Origin of the sequence: Thioalkalivibrio sp. K90mix (assembly GCF_000025545.1) — a bacterium.
GTDB lineage: Bacteria > Pseudomonadota > Gammaproteobacteria > Ectothiorhodospirales > Ectothiorhodospiraceae > Thioalkalivibrio.
The window spans coordinates 1,509,206-1,526,779 of sequence record NC_013889.1 but is presented as its reverse complement, the minus strand read 5'-3'; the positions used below and the strand labels follow the sequence as shown (position 1 = coordinate 1,526,779).

The 17,574-nt window shown below is 64.3% G+C and carries 17 protein-coding genes; 10 read left to right on the top strand and 7 right to left on the bottom strand.

Annotated features, from left to right (window positions below; genetic code table 11):
- Positions 1-792 precede the first annotated feature (792 nt).
- From TK90_RS07225 to TK90_RS07185, 9 genes are all read left to right on the top strand, one after another.
- Positions 793-1,818, top strand: a complete 1,026-nt coding sequence (locus TK90_RS07225; RefSeq protein ID WP_012982827.1) for a transposase — start codon at positions 793-795, stop codon at positions 1,816-1,818.
- A gap of 27 nt (positions 1,819-1,845) precedes the next feature.
- Entirely contained in the window at positions 1,846-2,091 is a 246-nt protein-coding gene (locus TK90_RS07220) for a DUF4160 domain-containing protein (protein WP_012982826.1), read from the top strand.
- Complete coding sequence (locus TK90_RS07215; RefSeq protein ID WP_012982825.1) at positions 2,063-2,320, top strand: DUF2442 domain-containing protein; 258 nt, start codon at positions 2,063-2,065, stop codon at positions 2,318-2,320. The genes TK90_RS07220 and TK90_RS07215 overlap by 29 nt, the downstream gene beginning before the upstream one ends.
- A 177-nt stretch (positions 2,321-2,497) precedes the next feature.
- On the top strand, positions 2,498-3,127 hold the full coding sequence (locus TK90_RS07210; RefSeq protein ID WP_012982824.1) for a hypothetical protein: 630 nt from the start codon (positions 2,498-2,500) through the stop codon (positions 3,125-3,127).
- A gap of 474 nt (positions 3,128-3,601) precedes the next feature.
- Positions 3,602-4,894, top strand: a complete 1,293-nt coding sequence (locus TK90_RS15315) for a hypothetical protein (RefSeq protein WP_012982823.1) — start codon at positions 3,602-3,604, stop codon at positions 4,892-4,894.
- Positions 4,895-5,055: 161 nt separating this feature from the next.
- A complete protein-coding gene (locus tag TK90_RS07200; RefSeq protein ID WP_012982822.1) occupies positions 5,056-5,376 on the top strand; it encodes a hypothetical protein in 321 nt (106 codons plus the stop codon).
- A gap of 58 nt (positions 5,377-5,434) precedes the next feature.
- Positions 5,435-5,767, top strand: coding sequence for an antibiotic biosynthesis monooxygenase (locus tag TK90_RS07195; RefSeq protein ID WP_012982821.1), 333 nt, complete (start codon positions 5,435-5,437; stop codon positions 5,765-5,767).
- 104 nt (positions 5,768-5,871) lie between these two features.
- Positions 5,872-6,753 carry a phosphatase PAP2 family protein gene (locus TK90_RS07190; protein WP_012982820.1) on the top strand — a complete coding sequence of 294 codons (882 nt, stop codon included), beginning with the start codon at positions 5,872-5,874 and terminating at the stop codon, positions 6,751-6,753.
- 121 nt (positions 6,754-6,874) lie between these two features.
- Positions 6,875-7,654, top strand: a complete 780-nt coding sequence (locus TK90_RS07185; protein WP_012982819.1) for a type II CAAX prenyl endopeptidase Rce1 family protein — start codon at positions 6,875-6,877, stop codon at positions 7,652-7,654.
- Positions 7,655-7,781: 127 nt separating this feature from the next.
- Here the strand turns inward: TK90_RS07185 and TK90_RS07180 are convergent, their stop codons facing one another.
- The 4 genes from TK90_RS07180 to TK90_RS07165 all read right to left on the bottom strand — a co-directional run bounded on the left by TK90_RS07180 (position 7,782) and on the right by TK90_RS07165 (position 13,830).
- Positions 7,782-9,074 carry an MFS transporter gene (locus TK90_RS07180; protein WP_012982818.1) on the bottom strand — a complete coding sequence of 431 codons (1,293 nt, stop codon included), beginning with the start codon at positions 9,072-9,074 and terminating at the stop codon, positions 7,782-7,784.
- Between the two features lie 157 nt (positions 9,075-9,231).
- Positions 9,232-10,389, bottom strand: coding sequence for a GGDEF domain-containing protein (locus TK90_RS07175; RefSeq protein WP_012982817.1), 1,158 nt, complete (start codon positions 10,387-10,389; stop codon positions 9,232-9,234).
- 140 nt (positions 10,390-10,529) lie between these two features.
- On the bottom strand, positions 10,530-11,981 hold the full coding sequence (locus TK90_RS07170; protein WP_012982816.1) for a diguanylate cyclase: 1,452 nt from the start codon (positions 11,979-11,981) through the stop codon (positions 10,530-10,532).
- A gap of 565 nt (positions 11,982-12,546) precedes the next feature.
- A complete protein-coding gene (locus TK90_RS07165) occupies positions 12,547-13,830 on the bottom strand; it encodes a hypothetical protein (RefSeq protein WP_012982815.1) in 1,284 nt (427 codons plus the stop codon).
- Positions 13,831-14,021: 191 nt separating this feature from the next.
- Here TK90_RS07165 and TK90_RS07160 point away from each other — a divergent pair, with 191 nt between their 5' ends.
- On the top strand, positions 14,022-14,792 hold the full coding sequence (locus TK90_RS07160; protein WP_026148189.1) for a hypothetical protein: 771 nt from the start codon (positions 14,022-14,024) through the stop codon (positions 14,790-14,792).
- A gap of 36 nt (positions 14,793-14,828) precedes the next feature.
- On the opposite strand, the gene TK90_RS07155 is transcribed toward TK90_RS07160, so the two are convergent.
- The 3 genes from TK90_RS07155 to TK90_RS07145 all read right to left on the bottom strand — a co-directional run bounded on the left by TK90_RS07155 (position 14,829) and on the right by TK90_RS07145 (position 17,406).
- Complete coding sequence (locus TK90_RS07155; protein ID WP_012982813.1) at positions 14,829-15,497, bottom strand: c-type cytochrome; 669 nt, start codon at positions 15,495-15,497, stop codon at positions 14,829-14,831.
- 165 nt (positions 15,498-15,662) lie between these two features.
- Complete coding sequence (locus TK90_RS07150) at positions 15,663-16,661, bottom strand: lyase (RefSeq protein ID WP_012982812.1); 999 nt, start codon at positions 16,659-16,661, stop codon at positions 15,663-15,665.
- A 205-nt stretch (positions 16,662-16,866) separates the two neighbouring features.
- On the bottom strand, positions 16,867-17,406 hold the full coding sequence (locus TK90_RS07145; protein ID WP_012982811.1) for an HIT family protein: 540 nt from the start codon (positions 17,404-17,406) through the stop codon (positions 16,867-16,869).
- Between the last annotated feature and the right edge of the window lie 168 nt (positions 17,407-17,574).

Below are 17,574 nucleotides of genomic sequence, written 5' to 3'. Positions count from 1 at the left end.
CGAGTTTTGAAAGGGCGCACGGGGTTCGCGCCCGTCGCGAAGGTATTGTGTACCCCGATAAATGCCGCTTTGGCGAATTCCTATAAGGACGTTCGGTTGTACAATCAGGCACTTCCGTTTACTACGCAGCTCATGACGCGATATCTATGTGGTTTGGATCTTGAGTATGGAAATGATGCATTGGCGGTAGCGGCAGGGTGGCGAGAGAATAAGGGTCTTCCCAAGCAGATAGTCCGAATAGATGTATGTGAGGATGGCGAAGAAGTTGAGGCATCCTCGATTCCGGTGAACGTCGAGCTGTATCGTAGAGGCGAATAACGGGGTCGGACCTATGTAACCGTATGATTCGCTTGCTAAAGAGTTTAGATTTAGAGAAGAAGAGGACACCCATGATTCTTGATTCGGGGCGATCGCCACCCTAACGGGAACTTCGGACTCCCGCGAACAAAAGAAGAAGAAAGAAGAGCGTCGACTGCGAAACTGGGTGATGTACGGCGACATGAACGACCGCGACTAAGCTGGAATCGTTGGGTCAGACCTTGCCTTTTGCCCTTGGACCTACCAATAAAGCGGTCGGACCTCGGTAACCTACATAAAAACCGGCGGAAAGAAGAGTACACCCATGATTCTTGATGGTCTGGGCGGGTCGGACTAGGTTTCAGGGGGAGTGCATGGACCAGGGAGAGCGGTGAAAAAGAGGACGCGCAAGAAGAGGACACCCATGATTTCTTGACGGTATTGGACGGCCGGGCTAGGTTTCAGGGGAGTGCATGGACCAGGGAGGGTCCGGAGATGACGCGAGCCAGGAAGGAGCTCGTCTCGGTCGAGACGACGCCGTATTACCACTGCATTTGTCGCTGTGTTCGCCGCGCGTTCCTGTGCGGCGAGGATTCCTATTCGGGCACGAACTACGAGCACCGGCGCGGCTGGGTGCTGGAACGCCTGCGCGATCTGCAGGGCGTGTTCGCGGTGGACGTGTGCGCGTACGCGGTGATGTCGAACCACTATCACCTGGTGGTGCGGCTGGATTCGGACCGGGCGGCGGCATGGAGCGAAGGCGAGGTGATGGAGCGCTGGGAGCGGCTGTTCTCGTTGCCGGTGCTGGTCGCCCGCTATCGGGCGGGGCAAGCCAAGACGGTGGCAGAGCGCGAGCGGGCGCAAGCGCAGATTGCCGAGTGGCGGGATCGGCTGCAGGACCTGTCCTGGTTCATGCGCAGCCTGAACGAACACCTGGCGCGCCGCGCCAATGCGGAGGATGGCTGCAAGGGCCGCTTCTGGGAAGGCCGCTACAAGAGCCAGGCGCTGCTCGACGACGCGGCGGTGCTGACCTGCATGAGCTACGTGGATCTGAACCCGGTACGCGCCGGGATGGCGGATACGCCCGAGACGTCCGATTTCACCTCGATCCAGCAGCGTATCCGGGCGCTGGCCCGGGAGGATCAGGAGCACGAAGGCTCGGCGTGTGAGGGCGACGAGCCTCGCCTGACTGTATTGGGCCGGGAAGGGGACGATCCGCATGCGAATGCGGTGGCCTTTACCACGGAGGACTACCTGGAGCTGGTGGACTGGACCGGGCGCGCGATCCGCGAGGACAAGCGCGGGGCCATCCCGGAATCCATTCCGCCGATCCTGGAACGCCTGCGAATCGATCCAGCGCATTTCCTGGGGCATGTCGGAAGAGGGCAGAGGTCGCACCATGTTGCGGCCCTGGGCCACGTGGAGCGTTTTCACGAGGTGGTGAAACAGCTTGGCCGTCGCAGCATCAAGGGTGTGGGCATGTCGGCCCGGATCTTTCTGGCTCCAGCCGACTGTCGTTGAACCAGCGCGGTTTCAGGGGAGGCGCGGATGCCGACGGTGTTCAGGGGTGGGCCCTACCGCTTCTACTGGTTCAGCCATGAGCCGGACGAGCCGCCGCATGTGCATGTAGACCGTGGAAAGTGCTCGGCGAAGTTCTGGTTGCGCCGGGTGGCATTGGCGCGGAATATGGGGTTTCCGGCGCACGCGTTGCGGCGGATTCGGGACGTTGTCGAGGGTCGGCAGCCGGAGCGGTTGGAGGCTTGGCATGAGTTCTTTGGCCACGAACCCGGATGAGCGTGTTGCGTCGGTGGGTTTCACCGAGCATGACCTGGTGGTCGGCCTGATGGATGGCCGTCGAATCTCGGTTCCGCTGGAGTGGTACCCACGCCTCGCACACGCAACGCCCGCGCAACTGCGTATCTGGGAGATCTCCGCGGGAGGCTACGGGATTCACTGGCCAGAGCTCGACGAGAACCTGAGCACCGAAGGACTGCTGCGAGGCGCACCTGCTCCCGCTCGTTAAAGGTTTTTAAACCTGAGGACGACTTTCACGGCTTTTCGTCACTACGCGAGGACGCGCCCCCGGATCGATCACGGGCTGGTTGAGAGAAGGAATTGTGGGCTCGGGTTTTGTCCCTGGATTAGTAGGCCTGATCTGACTCGGGCCAAGAGTAGTGATAAGCGACGCATGGAGGCGCGCATGGTTTTACTGATTCTGTATATCCCCGCAGTGCTGGTCGCACTGGGAATCCTGTTTCTCGCCAGGCGGGCCGCACTGGGGCCTCGGGTGCGGTACGCCCTCGCAACGCTGATTCTCCCCGTTGTGGTGCTGTTTGCAGGCTGGGCTATCGCCGGTGGTGATCCGTCGATGGGGGTGGCGCTGACAATCTTGTTTCTGGCGTTTGTGGTCGTTCCCGCCGGTCTTGGTCGGATGTTCATGCGGCGATACCTGTCCGTATCGCCAACGCAGGAGATGAATGTGACTCCGGATCGCGACCCTCTCGTGACCGACGTTGCGGAGCGGGAGTCCGATTCGCGGCATGGAAACGATTTGACCCCGGGACCGGATGGCCGTTCGCGGACGATGCGGCTTGCTGTCCTGGTGCATACGCCCGGAGCGATGTTGGTGGGACTCGGTCTGGCGGAACGACTTGGAAATTCGGATCCGCTGCTGCCCTGGTTCGAGAACGGCTGGGTGGTCGATGGCATGCTGCTACTGGGAGTGGTGCTGATCGCGATCTCCACGCGGATGATTCTTGCCACGTTGTTCGGCCCGTCCTCCAAGGCACGTGATTCGGGGAGCCTGGGCCGGCGGAATCCACGCCTCTGATTCGCTGCGAAAGCACAAAGACGATCCCGGTCCGATTCAGGGTGTACCTCCTTGGAGATCCCAGACCGTAGGAATGTTGCGAAGAGTGATCACGCCGGCACGGTGAACGTGGAGAGTGGCAGGGAAGAGCGCATCCAGAATTACTAGGAACGTGTCTGACCGAAGGCAAGGCCCGTCAATGGTTCCGATGGCATATTCACACGGACTGGCCTAGGCTCGTTTGGGACGGGCGACGGGCCAGGGAGCGGCAGGATGATCAGGGGGCTGAGACGGGTAGCAGTTGCTACGGTTGGGCTATGGATGACTTGGGGTCTGTCGGGATGTGCCGGGCCCCAGCATGGGCCTACCCAGTATGTGCTGACGTCGGATCCGCCAGGAGCCGAGATCTATCGAGGGGATCGTCCGGACCGCCTTTTTCACTATACGACGACCCCATTCCGGTTGACGACCTCGCGGTCCGAGGGGTGGTCCGGGATGTATTTCCTGGCGCGAAAGGAGGGGTATCACGACTCGGAGCTTCATCAACAGCCCACGTCGGCTATGGGGGGCGAGCCCATCGCGATCCATCTGGAGCTGGAACCCCGTGGCGATGAGGAAGATTTCGCGCCGTATCGGGAGCGCGACACGCTGGAGGCGTATCAGGAATTTCTCGAAACCTATCCCGCGACGCCACTGCGGGAGGCGGTGTTCGAGCGCATGGTGGACCGCATTGAAGAGTCGGACGCCCCGGAGGCGCGCTATGAAGAGCTGTTGGAGGCGTATCCGGAGGCCGCCCGTCTCGTGCCGGTGAGCCGGCAGGCGCAGGCAGAGGTGGACGCCTCTGATTCGGAGTCGGAGTCCGGTTCGGAGCCGGTGGGCTCGGAGCAGCAGGTTGAGCGCACTGAGGCGGAGGATGGCGACGAGGAAGCCGCCGTCGCTCGGAACGATGTGACCCTGGATGGTGATGGCGAGCGGGTGCGGGTGGCCCTGGAGCAGCAAGATGAGGAGCTGGATCGCCGGCGCGCGCAGTACGAAACGCTGGTGACGCAGCAAGACGATCTCCGGGATGAACTGGATAGGCGGTGGCAGGTGCACCCTCCCTTCACGGGCCCGGATATGGACGACACGATTGCCCGGTCGGCGCTTGGGTACTGCTTTGAACAGTATGGGCGCCGTGCATGGGAGAACGATCCGTGGCGGATGGAAGAGCGGTGCGAGGCGGAACTGAACCGGGACGCGCGACCATCCCTGGAGGCCTACTGGCGTCTCGATGAAGAGGTCCAGCGCTCGGTGGAGCAGTACAGTGAACTGCACGAGGAACGCAGTCAGCTGGCCGAGGCCGCCGAGCAATGGCGGGAGACCGGCGAGACGACGGACGCGCTACTGGCCGCAGTCCTGGGCGACGAGTATGACCCGACCCTGACGGGGGTAACGCCGGAGTCGGTGGCCGAGGGTGTCGCGGGCGCGCCCGGCGGGGGCGAGCAATGCGCCATCAAGCATCGGCAGTACGATGAGTTCACGCGGCAATTGATCCAGGTAGCGCGGGGTACGGAAGACGTTTGTGATCACCACAAGGTGAATTACCTCGGTCAGGCCTGGGCCTATGATCTGGCGCGAATCTGCCTGGAGGAGGGCGATCCGGAGATCCCTCCGGACGAAGTGGAAAAGCTGCGTCAGGCCATGCCGGAGCTGACACGCCATTTCGAGCAGGTGGACCGCCGGATCGGCTGCCAATTCGATCCGACACTGACGCGGTTGCGCCGGGAGTGGGGCCCCGTCCCCTACTGACTCGAGGACAACAGCGAAGAAGAGGCCAGCCGTGATTTCGTCTCGATATGAGCTTGCGAGGTCCGATAAAGGGGTGTCGTTGCTTGAGCATTGTCGGCAAGCGGTCTAGCGTCACAGGGAAGGCCGAAAGACTGCCCGGGATACCGGGAAGGAGTGACCTCATGGCCAGCGATAACATCCCGACCGTGGACTGGCAGGACGGACGGAACGCGGGACGAGTGAAATTCCAGGTGATGCACGAGGAGCCGGTGGTTTTGATGATGCCATCGGGTATGGACTGGTCGGTGGATGGCAGCGAATTTGGGTGCAAGACGGACCCGGACAGCGGAATGCAGCGCGGCTGCGAGGGTGCAGGCCTGGTGCGGAAGCTGGCCGAGCTTAATGACATGCCCAAGCTGAACGACATTGCGGACGCCTGCGAGTACGCAAGTTGTCGCGTGGATATCGACCCCGCCGGCGCACGCATCATCTTCCACGACTGACCCGTCCGCTAACGCATCGCTGCGACCGCATGGCCTTGCTGACTGCGGAGAGGGGCGGATGATTTTTGTGTTCGAGATCCGTCTCCGGCCGGGCTGTTCAGCCGAGCAGTATGCGGACGCCTGGGTGCGGGCCAGCCGGATCATCCAGCAGGCCCCGGGTGCCCGTGGCACTCGCTTGCACCGGATGATTGGCGACCCGCACGTACTGCTGGCCATCGCCTACTGGGAATCGAAGGACAAGCGCGATGCGATGGAGGCGGACCAGCCGGAGAACGTGCGCCGTATCATTGCCGAGCAGGCGGCGTGTGTGGATGTGCGGGTGATTGGCGAGTTCGCGGACCCCGAATGGCGCGTCGATCCACCCGGAACGGACGACACGAGTCATCGCTGACGCTTCGGTTGTAGGGATGCCTCAGGCTTGGGGCCCACGGAGATCGGCGGGGATACCCATGTTTTTTTGGGTGAAACGAGGCCGCACACCGCAGGGGAAGGTTGATGCTCTGGGACGGGTTGCTTCTGTTGGGTCTGCTGGCCGGGGTGCTGGGTGTGCGGTGGCTGGCCTTGTGGGTGGCCCGGCTTGGCTGGGGCTTGGGTATCCGGCTGTACGAGCAGGTGGGGCAGGCGGCGAAGGACGAACGCATCCGGTCGGTCGTGTCGGCCGCGCGGTTACGGTTTCCGCGTTTGATGTACTGGACGGAGGCCCGGCTGACGCCGCGCCGGTTTGCCGGTCTGCCGTTGACGCTGATCGTGATCTCGGCGGTGTATCTGCTGGGACTGTTCGCCGGTCTGATCGAGGAGCTGGTCGAGGCCGATGAGCTGGTGCGGCTGGATACGGCCGTGAATGCGATGCTGGCGCCATTTCGTACGGACACTACCGTGGCGGCGTTGGCCTGGTTTACAGGGCTGGGTGGATCGGTCGCGCTTACGGCCGTTGTAGTGGTGACGACGGCACTCGTCTGGGGTCTTCGGCACGCCTATATGATCCCGGGGTTGTGGGCGACGCTGATCGGATCCCAGATCACCATTTATGTGACGAAACGAGTGCTGGACCGCGAACGCCCCGAGTTTCTGTTCGATATCGCCGCGACGTCACCGTCTTTTCCCAGCGGGCATGCGGCCGGGGCGATGGCGGTGTACGGATTTGTGGCGTATATCGTCGCGCGCCATCTTGTGACGGCTCGTCGGCGTTTCGAGCTGGTCTACTGGACGGCGGTACTGGTGGCAATGATCGGGTTCAGCCGCATGCTGCTGACGCTCCATTACCTCAGTGATGTCGTTGCGGGTTTTGTGGTGGGTGCATTCTGGTTGCTGGTGGGTTTTGTCATGGCCGAGCAGTTGCGCCTGCGGCAGCATACGGGCCACGGGCGTGCACATTGATCGCTGTTTACTGGACGAGCGAGGCGGCAAGGAGTGAGATGCCGCAAGCACGTGCTGTCGTCGCCTCAAGGGGTTGCGGGGACTTGAGGGTACGCTGAGCTTTCCGACGCGGGACGGACCCATGAAAACGAGTGCTCCCAGGCCCGATCCCAGGCTGTGGCTTGGGCTGCTGCTATTCATCACGGGGATGGTCGGCGTGGTGGCTCTCGTGGTCACGGTGCTGCCGCAGCTGGTCGACGGGAGTGCGGGCGTTCCCGCCTTGTGGGTCGTGTCCCTGGCCAGTCTTGTGCAGGGCGCGCTCGTGGTTGCGCTGGCGGTGTGGTGCGGCGTATTGCTCGGTCCGAAGGTGGGCCTTCGTGCTCCGGGGTTCGAGGCGGTGGCATTCAGTCGGCCAGTCCTGGCGGCTCTGGGGCCCCAGCTCCTGCCCGGGCTCCTGGCCGGTGGGGTGGCGGGTATCGGACTCTTTGCGATCGGCGGTTACGCCTCGCCGGCAGCCGTTGCCGGGGTCGAGCCTCAGTTCACTGTGCCACTGTTCGCGCGCGTGCTCTACGGGGGCATTACGGAAGAGTTGCTCTTGCGATGGGGGGTCATGACCCTGCTGGTCTGGCTGGCGTGGCGATTACTGCAACGGCGGCAGGGTGTACCTCGCGCGGGGTATGTCTGGCTCGCCATCGTTGCGAGCGCAGTGCTGTTCGGCGCAGGGCATCTCCCCGCCGTTGCGGTGCATCTGGAGACCTGGACGCCTGAGGTCGTGCTGTTTGTGATAGGCGCCAACGGGGTGTTTGGCGTTCTGTTCGGTTATCTGTTCTGGCGCTACGGTCTGGAAGCGGCAATGATGGCGCACGCCCTTGCCCACGTGGTGGCCTGGTTCGCGGATCGGATCGTGACATCGCTGCAATGAGCGGGCGCCGGGAGCGCGCGGGTCTTTCGCCTTTGAGGCTGCGCAGGGCCAACGGCCGGCTCTGGCCACGGGTGTACGCAAGAACCGGAACAGGTCAATACACCTCGACATCACTTTGTGTCGAAGCTTAGTCGCCTTGTGGGCCCTTCGATGGTGGGTCGTTTGTGTCTTGCGGGGGCGTTCCCTCCTCGGCGGCGGCCTGGGGCAGTGCCCGCGGGTCGAGATGGTGGATCACCGCGGTGGTGCGGGTGAGGGTGCGGAAGGGCTCGCGAGCCTCGGCCGTGTCGCGCCTGAGCAGCCATGCGGTCAGTGCGACCAGGGCGCCGATGGTGGCCATGTAGGCCAGCAGCCCGACCCCGCCCAGCCAGGCGATGGCCCACCCGCCGACGATTGGGCCCGCGACGGCCCCCAGTCCCCAGAGGAAGAGCAGGGCCGCGGTCACCGCCACGAAGTCGTCGGGCTGGAGGACGTCGTTGGCGTGGGAGACGCTCAGCGGGTAAAGGGTGAACGCGAGCCCGCCGAACACCGCTGCGAGTGTGAGGATGGCCCAGAGCGGGGCAGGGCCGATGGCGGCGACGAGCGCGAGCGAGACCAGGGCCACGCCACCACCGACCACGATCATTAACGGCCGGCGGCCGTAGCGATCCGAGAAATAGCCGATCGGCCACTGGAGCGCCATGCCGCCTAGAATCAGGCTGGTCATGACCAGCGATACCCCGGCGATGTCGAGTCCCATGCGCAGGGCGAAGACTGGCGTCAACGTGAAGGCGGCGCCACTGACCAGTCCGGCGGCGACGCAGACGATTGCCGCCAGGGGCGAGACGGTCACGACTTGGCGCAGCTGCATGCGTTTGTGCGCAGGGGTGTCCGGGGGCATCCCGGTGCGTGTCAGAGCCACCGGCACCAGGCAGAGGGCAAACAGTACCGCGACGACCATGAAGAGTTCGGTGCTGACGGGTTCGTAAAGGTTGAGCAGAGGTTGGCCGGCCGCCAGCCCCAGGTAGGCGAGGAACTGGTAGATGGAGAACACCCGGCCGCGTGTTCGGTTCTCCGTTCGGGCGTTGAGCCAGCTCTCGACCACCAGGTAGGCGCCCGCGAGACAGAACCCGACCACCACGCGCAGGGCAAACCAGGCCCAGACGGCAACATGGAGTCCCAGAAGAAGCACTGCGACGGTGGCGATCGCCGCGAAGATTGCGAAGGCGCGGATATGGCCGGTGCGCCGCACGACCCAGTCGCCCTGCTGGGCTCCGATGACCAGCCCGATGTAGTAGGCGGACATGATAAGCCCCTTGAACTGGGGATCGATGGCCTCGAGGCTCAGGCGTGTGCTGACCAGCGTCCCCATCAGACCGCTGCCCATCACCAGGACGGTGATGGAGGCGAGAATGGCGGCGATGGGGATGAGCAGGCGAGCCAATGCGTCGGGTCTCGGTGGACGGGCGATACCGGCAGTTTGTGCCAGCCCCGGGCCGGCCGACAAGCCGAGTCAAGCCGGGGAACCGCCCAGGGTAGAGGGCAACTGGAACGTCTTGATGTTCCAAGCCGGGCGGGGGATGGTTGCACTCAATGGGCGGTCAGGATTGTTGAGACGATGCCAGGACGACCTTGTTGCGGCCCTGACGCTTGGCGGTGCTCATGGCGTCGTCGGCTCGGGTCAGCAGCGTGTCCAGCGCTTCCGGGCTCTCGGGGATGTGGCTCGCGATGCCGATCGAGACGGTCAGGGGGATAGGGGGATGCCCCGAGCCGCCCTCGGCGAGGGGCTCGCGATCGATGCGTGCGCGCAGCTGTTCGGCTACCTGTTCTGCATCACGGGGACCGGTGCCCTGCAGCCAGACGAGAAACTCCTCGCCGCCGTGCCGGGTGACGAGATCGCTCTCGCGGAAGGTTGCCTGCAGCAGCCGTGCGACATGGCACAGGGCGCGGTCGCCCATCGCATGGCCGTGGGTGTCATTCACCTGCTTGAAGTGGTCGATGTCGACGAAGAGGACGCTCACGGGCTGACCGGTACGGTTCGCTATCGCCAACTGGCGGGGGGCCACCCGGAAGAAATGGCGACGGTTGGGCAGGCCGGTGAGCGGGTCACGCTCGGCCTGTTGCGTCAGCTCGATGCGTGTCTCATACAGGCGCCAGTAGAGAAACTCGACCAGCGTGAGGATCAGGGCAAAGGGCAGGAAGGCCACCCAGACATAGGAGTGGTAGACGGCCAGGTTCAGGTGCTGCACGAATCCGGCGGCGTGCAGGAGGGTGGGGGTGATGGCGATGACCGCCAGGGCGAACAGGTTGAACCCAAGCCCCAGGGGCCGGCCCATGAACGGCATGAAGATGAAGAAGTAGAGGATGCCGCCGATGCCGTAGGCCGCGCCGCCTTCCAGGCGTGCGAGGATCTCGAGGAACGTGATCAGCACGAACATCGGGACCACGATGAACACGATCCGTGCCGCGAGAGACCCCGGCCAGGTCCAGAAGACCCACGCCAGCAGCATGACCGAAGCGGACTGAGCCAGGCGCAGCCCGATCGCGTCGGTGAAGTGGACCGGGTCGATCGCGTAGTCCATCAGGATCGTGAGCAACACGAATACGGCCGTGATCGCCGAGGCCACCGCGCCGAAGAGGGCATTGTCGCGGACGCGTGCCGCCTTGTATTCCGGGGCGCGCAGGGCGCGGAGGAACAGGCGGACGTAAACGGCTAGCGAGGCGAGTGATAAAGGCGGCTGGTGCGAATCGTTGGGCATCGCAGGTCCGGGTGTGAATCGAGGTGTTGCTCGTGATCCGGAACGTCGAGTCGCAGCATACCGCAGCTGGCGGGTCTTATGAGGCAGCGTTTCCTTGTCAGGGGGAGGAAGGGGCCGGGACGTAGACCGGCATACCCGGGCTACCAGGAGGCCTCGGGCAGCGTCAGTGCCTCGACCCGGTTGCGGCCGGCGCGTTTCGCGCGGTAGAGCGCTTCGTCTGCCTGGCGCAGCAGAGCCCTGGGCTCCACGGGCCACCGGGTGTGGACGCTGCACACGCCAATACTGATGGTGACGCGCCCTTCGTCGGTGTCGGGCTGTTTCAGGTCGAGCCCGTACACCGCCTCGCGGATGCGTTCGGCGACCCGCAGCCCTCCCTCAGGGTTGGTATCGGCCAGTACGCAGGCGAATTCCTCGCCACCGTAGCGGGCGCCGACATCGGCGGGGCGGTTCAGTATCGAGCGGATCACGTCGGCCACCGCCCGCAGGCAGTCATCCCCGGCCTGGTGGCCGAAGGCGTCGTTGTATGGCTTGAAATGGTCGATATCGATCATCAGCAGCGAGAGGGAGCGCTCGCGTCGGGCGGCGCATTCCCGCTCGAGTTGGTGGTCGAACTCGCGGCGGTTGGCGAGGCCGGTCAGCCCGTCCACGCGCGCCTGGCGTGCCAGTTCCTGCTCCACCTGCTTGCGCGCCAGGGTGCCGGCGATCATGTCGGCGACCAGCCGCAGCGCGGTGATCTGATCGTCGGTCCAGCGATGCGGCGCCTCCACGGCATCGAATCCAAGCATGCCGAACGCATTCTGGTCGCTGACGAGGGGGATCAGCAGCAGGGACCGGATCTGTTCGCGACGGAATTCCTCCTGTTCCACCGCCGCTTCTGCCGGAAGTTCGTGGACGTCTGGCACGTGCACGACCTTCCTCGCGAGGATCTGTGAGGTGACCCAGTTGTGTTCGTGCAGTGGAATCGCCTGGAGGTGGTCGCGGTAAGCTTGTACGCCGCGTGCGCACCATTCATTCACCAGACTCATCTGCCCGGCGGGGAGATCGAAACGAAATACGTAGGCGCGCCCGAGGCCGAAGAAGTTTCCCAGCCGGGACAGGCTCTCTTCAACGACCCGGTCGATGTCTTCGGCCGTGATGTTGATCAGTGCGGCGGAGATCTCGGCGATCATGCCCTGCAGGCGATATTGCCGATCGTGGGCGGTCTCCAGACGGCGACGGTCGCTGATGTCGATGGCGACGGCGCTTGCCCCAAGCAATTGCCCGTCTGCTGCGAACAGTTGCTCGGAGTGCCACTCCAGCGTTCGGTCGTCGCCGGCGCGGGTGCGGATTGTGCTCTCGAAGCCCTGCAGGCCCTTGCCCAGCTGCATGATCTGGCGGGCGCGGGCAAAGACCGCCTCGCGGTAGTTGGGCTCGGGATACAGCCATTCCCAGACGCGGTCGTGCCCGAGCACCTCCTCGCGGGAGTAGCCGCTAATCTGCTCGGCCGCACGGTTCCAGAAGGTGATGCGGCCGTCTACATCCAGTGAATTGATCCAGACCGCTGCGTTCTCGACGATCAGCGCGTTGAACTGGTCCTGATCTTTAAACGCCATCCACGTCCCCTGACCAAACCATTGGTCACGCCTCTACCGTCAGAATGCCAGAATGCCGGGTCGGGGTAAGCATTGGAGGGGAGGCGCCCACAGGCAAAAGGAATGACAAAGGAACGGGGTATCCACGGTCAATGCGATCAGTAGGGAGAGTCAGCAGGAAGGGGCGCCCATGATGGTCTGCCGTTGATCGAGACCATCCTTGGGCGGCTCAGCGCGTGAAGCCGGGGTTTCGCTTTGGCGCCCGGGTCGAGCCGCAAGGGAAGCACCGATCAATGTACACACTCGCGTTGGCACCCCAGGTTTTCCGAGGCAAGGCGCGTCGCGCAGCGGGTGGTGGTTCTACCCACAAGCGGCGCAACGCAGGATCGAGGACCCTGGGGTGACAACCCCACAAGTTAATGAACGAAGGGGCTCGGCCGCTCGTTGTGGATCAAAAACGGGGGCGGGAACGGCGTTGCGGTTCCCTTGTGCAGAATGATTGCGCGGCAGTGACCGCGCATTAAACGCACGCAAAAGCTTTGAGGCAGCGAGCGTGTACATTAATCAGTGTTTCCCAAGGCGTGAGTTATTGCAGTGAGTGGACCTCGCTAATGTCCTTGAGTGCGATCGGCATGACTATGTAGCCGCTCCCGATGCGGCGGCGTACGCGGATATGCCCCTCATGGATTTCGAGCAGCTCGCCGTTGCGGGCGCGACCGTCCGCGAGGGTGATCTGCAGGTTGCGGCCAATGTGTTCGCCCAGTGTATTCAACGCGATCACCGAGTCCCGCGCCGTTTGCGGGGGGCGGGCGGAATCGGATGGCAGGGCCGGTGTGGCGTTCCATCCCGTGTTCGGGGTCGCGGCGAGCCTCCCGGGGCGCGGCGTGATCGGGCGCAGGTCGATGCGACCAAAGGGCCGGCCGGCCACGTTAAGGCTGGTTTCGACCTGCCGTAGCCATTGTGTCGGGGAGTCGAGGCCGGGCCAGAGCAGGGCGGGGTTGTCGATCGGGCCGATGCGGACGGAGTAGCCCCGAGGCTCCTGGATGAAGTGGCCATAGGCCTCGACCATCAGCGGCCCCGGCTGCAGACCGAGCGGTTCCCAGGCTTCGACCCAGGCCGCCTGATGGTGCTTGAGGTAATCCCGATGCTCCATGTCCATCTCGGCCGCACAGAGCTCCATCAGGGCGGGATAGTACCCGCGGTCCTCGTAATCCACGGTCATGGACTGCAACGAGGTGGTCATCAGGGCGGGTGCGAGATCGCGAGCGCGATTCGAGGCGGCCTGGATGTTGAAATGCGCTGTGGATGTGCCCAGGCCCAAGGGGCCCATGCCAAAGGTGCTGTGCACGGTCAGACGGTTCTGGTCCTCCTCGAGACGGTAGCGAATGCTCATGTCCAGCGGGATGTCGCGATAGCCGAGGGCGGCCAGGAGGTCGTCCGCAGGGGCCGCCTGGTAGGCGCCGCAGCCGGCGGTGTCGAGCCACAGGGCCGGAATGCCGTCCTGTGCGCCGGTGGCCAGGCCGGGCGGCAGGGTCAGACCGTTGACCGCAAAGCCCAGTTGCCGGGGCAGGCGGCGGGCATCCAGCGTGTGGCGCAGCCGGAGGAGCTGCCACAGGTTCCCGGTTTCCAGCGTGATGCGTTCGGCCCGTGTGCGGCCGATAGCCGTACTGCGCGGTTCGAACAGGAGCCTGTCGACGTGGAGCTCGCCGCTCAGGCCGATCTTTACCGCTCCATAGTGCAGTGTACCGAGCGGCTCCAGCATCTGTGCCATATCGTCGAGCTTCTGCTCGACCTGGCGAATCTCGTAGTGGTAATAGCCGATACCCGCGGCGACCACGGCAAGGCCGCCCACGATCCATTTCCCTGGCATGTTTTCCCCCTGCGGTTGCTCGTTCGGGCCCGTGACAGTCGACCCGACAGCGGGACTACCCTGTCCCGCGATACGAAGATAGCCGCTGTCGGGACATTTCGCACCTGCGAGCAGGGCGTGCGGGCCTGTCGGGCATGCGAGCCAACGTGCTTCGGCATTGGGCATTGGCAGGAACGGGCGGTTTGACTCGCATGCGGGTCCGCGTCGATGGTGGCGTGATGCGAGGTCCGACGAACAGTCGAGAAGGAGTGGATGTGCTGGCGGAGCGATCGGCTGCGGGCGCATTGCGGCCTGGATATGGCCGCTCGGTTCGATCCCCCGCAGCCTTGCTCGCCCTGGGCGTCGTAATGGCGCTGATCGTGACCGGTGGTTGCATGCCGTCCGGCGAGGAGGAGCGATCCTCCGACGATGACGAGGCGTCGATGCTGGCGCCGCTCGACATGAGTGAGGAATCAATTCGCACAGTAGAGGGCACCACGCTGCTCCACATTGATGATCTGCCCGGCGACATTCAAGTGGACGAGCAGAACGCCTTCGGTGCGGCGACGCGATTCCGCGAGGCCAAGGCATCCCCGGACGATACCTGGGTAGCGGTGGTCACCAGCGGTGCCGCCCACAGCGCCGGCTGGCTGGTACGGGCGGACAGTGGCGAGGCGTTCCCGGCGGCGTTTCAGTACGGGGGCAGCGTCACGATTGGCCCCTGGAGCGGCGATGGGCACCACGTGGTGTTCGCGCAGGAAGGACCTGCAGGAAACCGTACGCTGACGGTCGTGGATCGCGAATCGCTGGGCGACTCGGTGGAAGCGAATGCGATCCCGGTGCGCGTCGATCAACACGGGGACCTTGATCCGGAGGACCAACACTACGAGGCGCTGGGCTGGGAAGAGGGAAGTCTTCGGTTCCGCCTCGGCGACGAACCATGGGTGTTTGATCCGGCCACGGGGGCGGTGGAAGCGGAGTAGTGCCAGACTGAATGGGCAGGTCTCCGCGAGCCCTGGTTACTCGTCGCTGGCCGGCAGGGAGGCGTAGTAGGCCGCCAGGGCGGCCATTTCTTCTTCTTCCAGTTCGCTCACGATTCCCTGCATCAGACCGGCGAGTGAGGTTTCGCGTGCGCCGTGGGCGTAGGCCTGGAGTTGGGCCATCAGGTATTGGGGGGGATGGCCAGCCAGCGGCGGCAGGCTGGGATTGCGTTCGCGTCCTTCTTCCCCATGGCAGGAGGCGCAGGACTGGATGTTGCGTTCCGAAAGCCCGTCGAGGGCGATTTCGCGCCCTTTGTCCACCAGGTCAGTCGGCACGTCGTGCGGGCCGCCCGCCGGTTCCATTTCGGCGTAATAGCGGCTGATGGCTTCGATTTCGTCGGCGTCCAGATTTTGTGCGATCTGCGCCATGGTGGCGTTCGGGCGCAGGCCTTCCCGGTAGGCTTCCATCTGCTCCACCAGGTACTGCTCGGGCAGCCCCGCCAGACGCGGGAATGGCGGCTGCGACTGACCCTGACCCTGTTCGCCATGGCATTGAATGCAGGCGGTCGCCCCGCGCTCGTTGCCATCCTGTGCGATGCGTGCCCCGAGGTCCTGGTCCGCGCTGGCGCTGGCCGCCAGAAGACCAAACAAGGCCGAGGCGAGGGCGAGCCCGGCAGCCGGGCCGAGAGGCGGGTAGACACGTGTCATACGCAAGCGAGGTCATCGGTGGAAGCGTGATGAATAATCGTAGCCCGTATACGGCCCTATTGCTGCGACTGGTGCCACGGGTTGGTGGACGCGGGCGGATGCTGCGCAGGCAGGATGGGCCGTGTGGCAAGGAAGGCCCGCCCTGCAGCGCCGCTCAGACATGGGTCAATCCAGCTGGATGCGACCAATGGTGCCCGTGTCGGCCCCGAACCAGATCGTGTTGCTGGGGCCGTGGTAGGTGATGTGGCGCACGATCCCGCCACCATCGGCGAGCTCCAGTGCCGGCAGAAAGGTCTCGGTACTGGGGTCGAACGCGATCAGCCGGTTGGGCGAGTGGGCCGTCTCCGAGAACCAGACCCGCCCCTCGCCGTCGGTGGTGATGGCGTAGGGGGCACCGGCCGCTCCGCCCGGCGTGATCCATTCCTCGATCTCGCCGCTGGCAGGGTCATAGGCGCCGAGGTAGCCATCCGCGAAATCGACATACCAGACGCGGCCGTCGTCGGTCACCGTGGGTCTGCGCGGGCGCGCGTCGTCGCGCGGCAGTTCGATCTCCTCGACGGCTTCGCCAACGCCCGCCACTGTGGCGAGCTTGTGGGTGCCGAACAAGGTGACCCAGGGCTGTTCGTTGCCATCCAGCATGAGTCCATACGGGCGGGAGCCGTCGGTGGGCACCTCGTGCAGCGTGATGTCCCCGCTGGTTACGTCGAGATATCCGATCTGGTTGCCGTGCTGGACCGTGAACCAGATGTTGCCGTCCTCGGTGAAATCCATGGTGTGCGGGTCGCGTCTTCCTTCACCTGGCAATTCGAAGCGTTCGATCTCGCCGGTTTCCGGGTCGATGCGCCCGATGTGGTCGGCGCGGTTTCCGGCATACCAGGCGCCGCTTTCGTTGGTGATGACCGTATGCGGACCCGCGCCGGATTCCAGGTCGAAGCGTTCGAATTCCCCGGTTTCGGGATCGAGGGTCGCGACGTAGTGGCCTGTTTGCCCCACGAACCAGACGCGCCCATCGGGGCCCATCCAGGGGTCGCGCGGGCGCGTATTCGGCCAGGGGACCTCCCATTCCTGAATCGAGCCAATGGGTTCGGCATCGTCCGCCGCCATCGCGGTATGGCCCATGGCCAGGGCCGGAACCGCCAGTGCTGCCGCCACGAATCTGAACATGTTTGCCACTCCTGAACGGCTCACTTGCCGAACGTTGGTTATAGCACCTGGAGGAATCGTCGTTGCCAGGAGCGAAGGGCAGGTCGGCCACGGGAGGCAGACGCCACCAAACCCGGTTACGCGGTAGACGGCCCGCGTGACGGAATGGTTCACCGGGCGATCGCCCGCCCCGTCGCAATGCCGGGGACGGGCCGGGTGGTTGGGGTCAGGCGCGGTCGGCGCGAACGCCCGGGTGGGCGTGTCGGTGGTAATTCGCTCGATCTGGGATCACGTTGCGGATGCCGCCACGGGGGTCTTCCACATCGCCTTCGTAGCGGGGCAGCACAATCACGTGCAGGTGATCGATGCTGCGCCCGGCCATGCGGCCGTCGTTGTTGCCGACGGTGTAGGCATCGGGCCGATTGCCCAGAAAGGGGAGTTCCAGCACGCCCTCGATATGGTCCTTGGGGCGCTCGCTCAGGTCCTCGCGGACCAGCATGCTGCGGTACAGGCTGGCCAGGTCGGTCGACTCGATCACCCGGCGTACGCCATGAACGGCGTCGAAGTAGTCCGACTGCTCGTCCTCGTTGAGTTCGAACAGGGAGACCACGTGCCGCCGCGGGATGACGAGGGCATGTCCGGGGTTGACCGGGTTGGTGTCGAACAGGGCGACGAACGAGCGGTTCTCGTAGATGAGGGGATCGGCCAGTCCGGCCGCGACGCGGCAGAAGTAACAATCCTTGTTGGCTGCTGTGGCACTGGTCATCGAACCGCCTGGTTGATCGGTTTGTTTTGTAAGTCAACGATCTTACTGGATTTTCACTTGTTCGTTCTCCTGCGGCCGATGAAGTTCACCTGGCGGTATGCCCCGGTCGATGCTCTTTAAGGCGCCTTTCGCGCGCGGTTTGCATCCACCGCGCTTGACGCCCTGCAA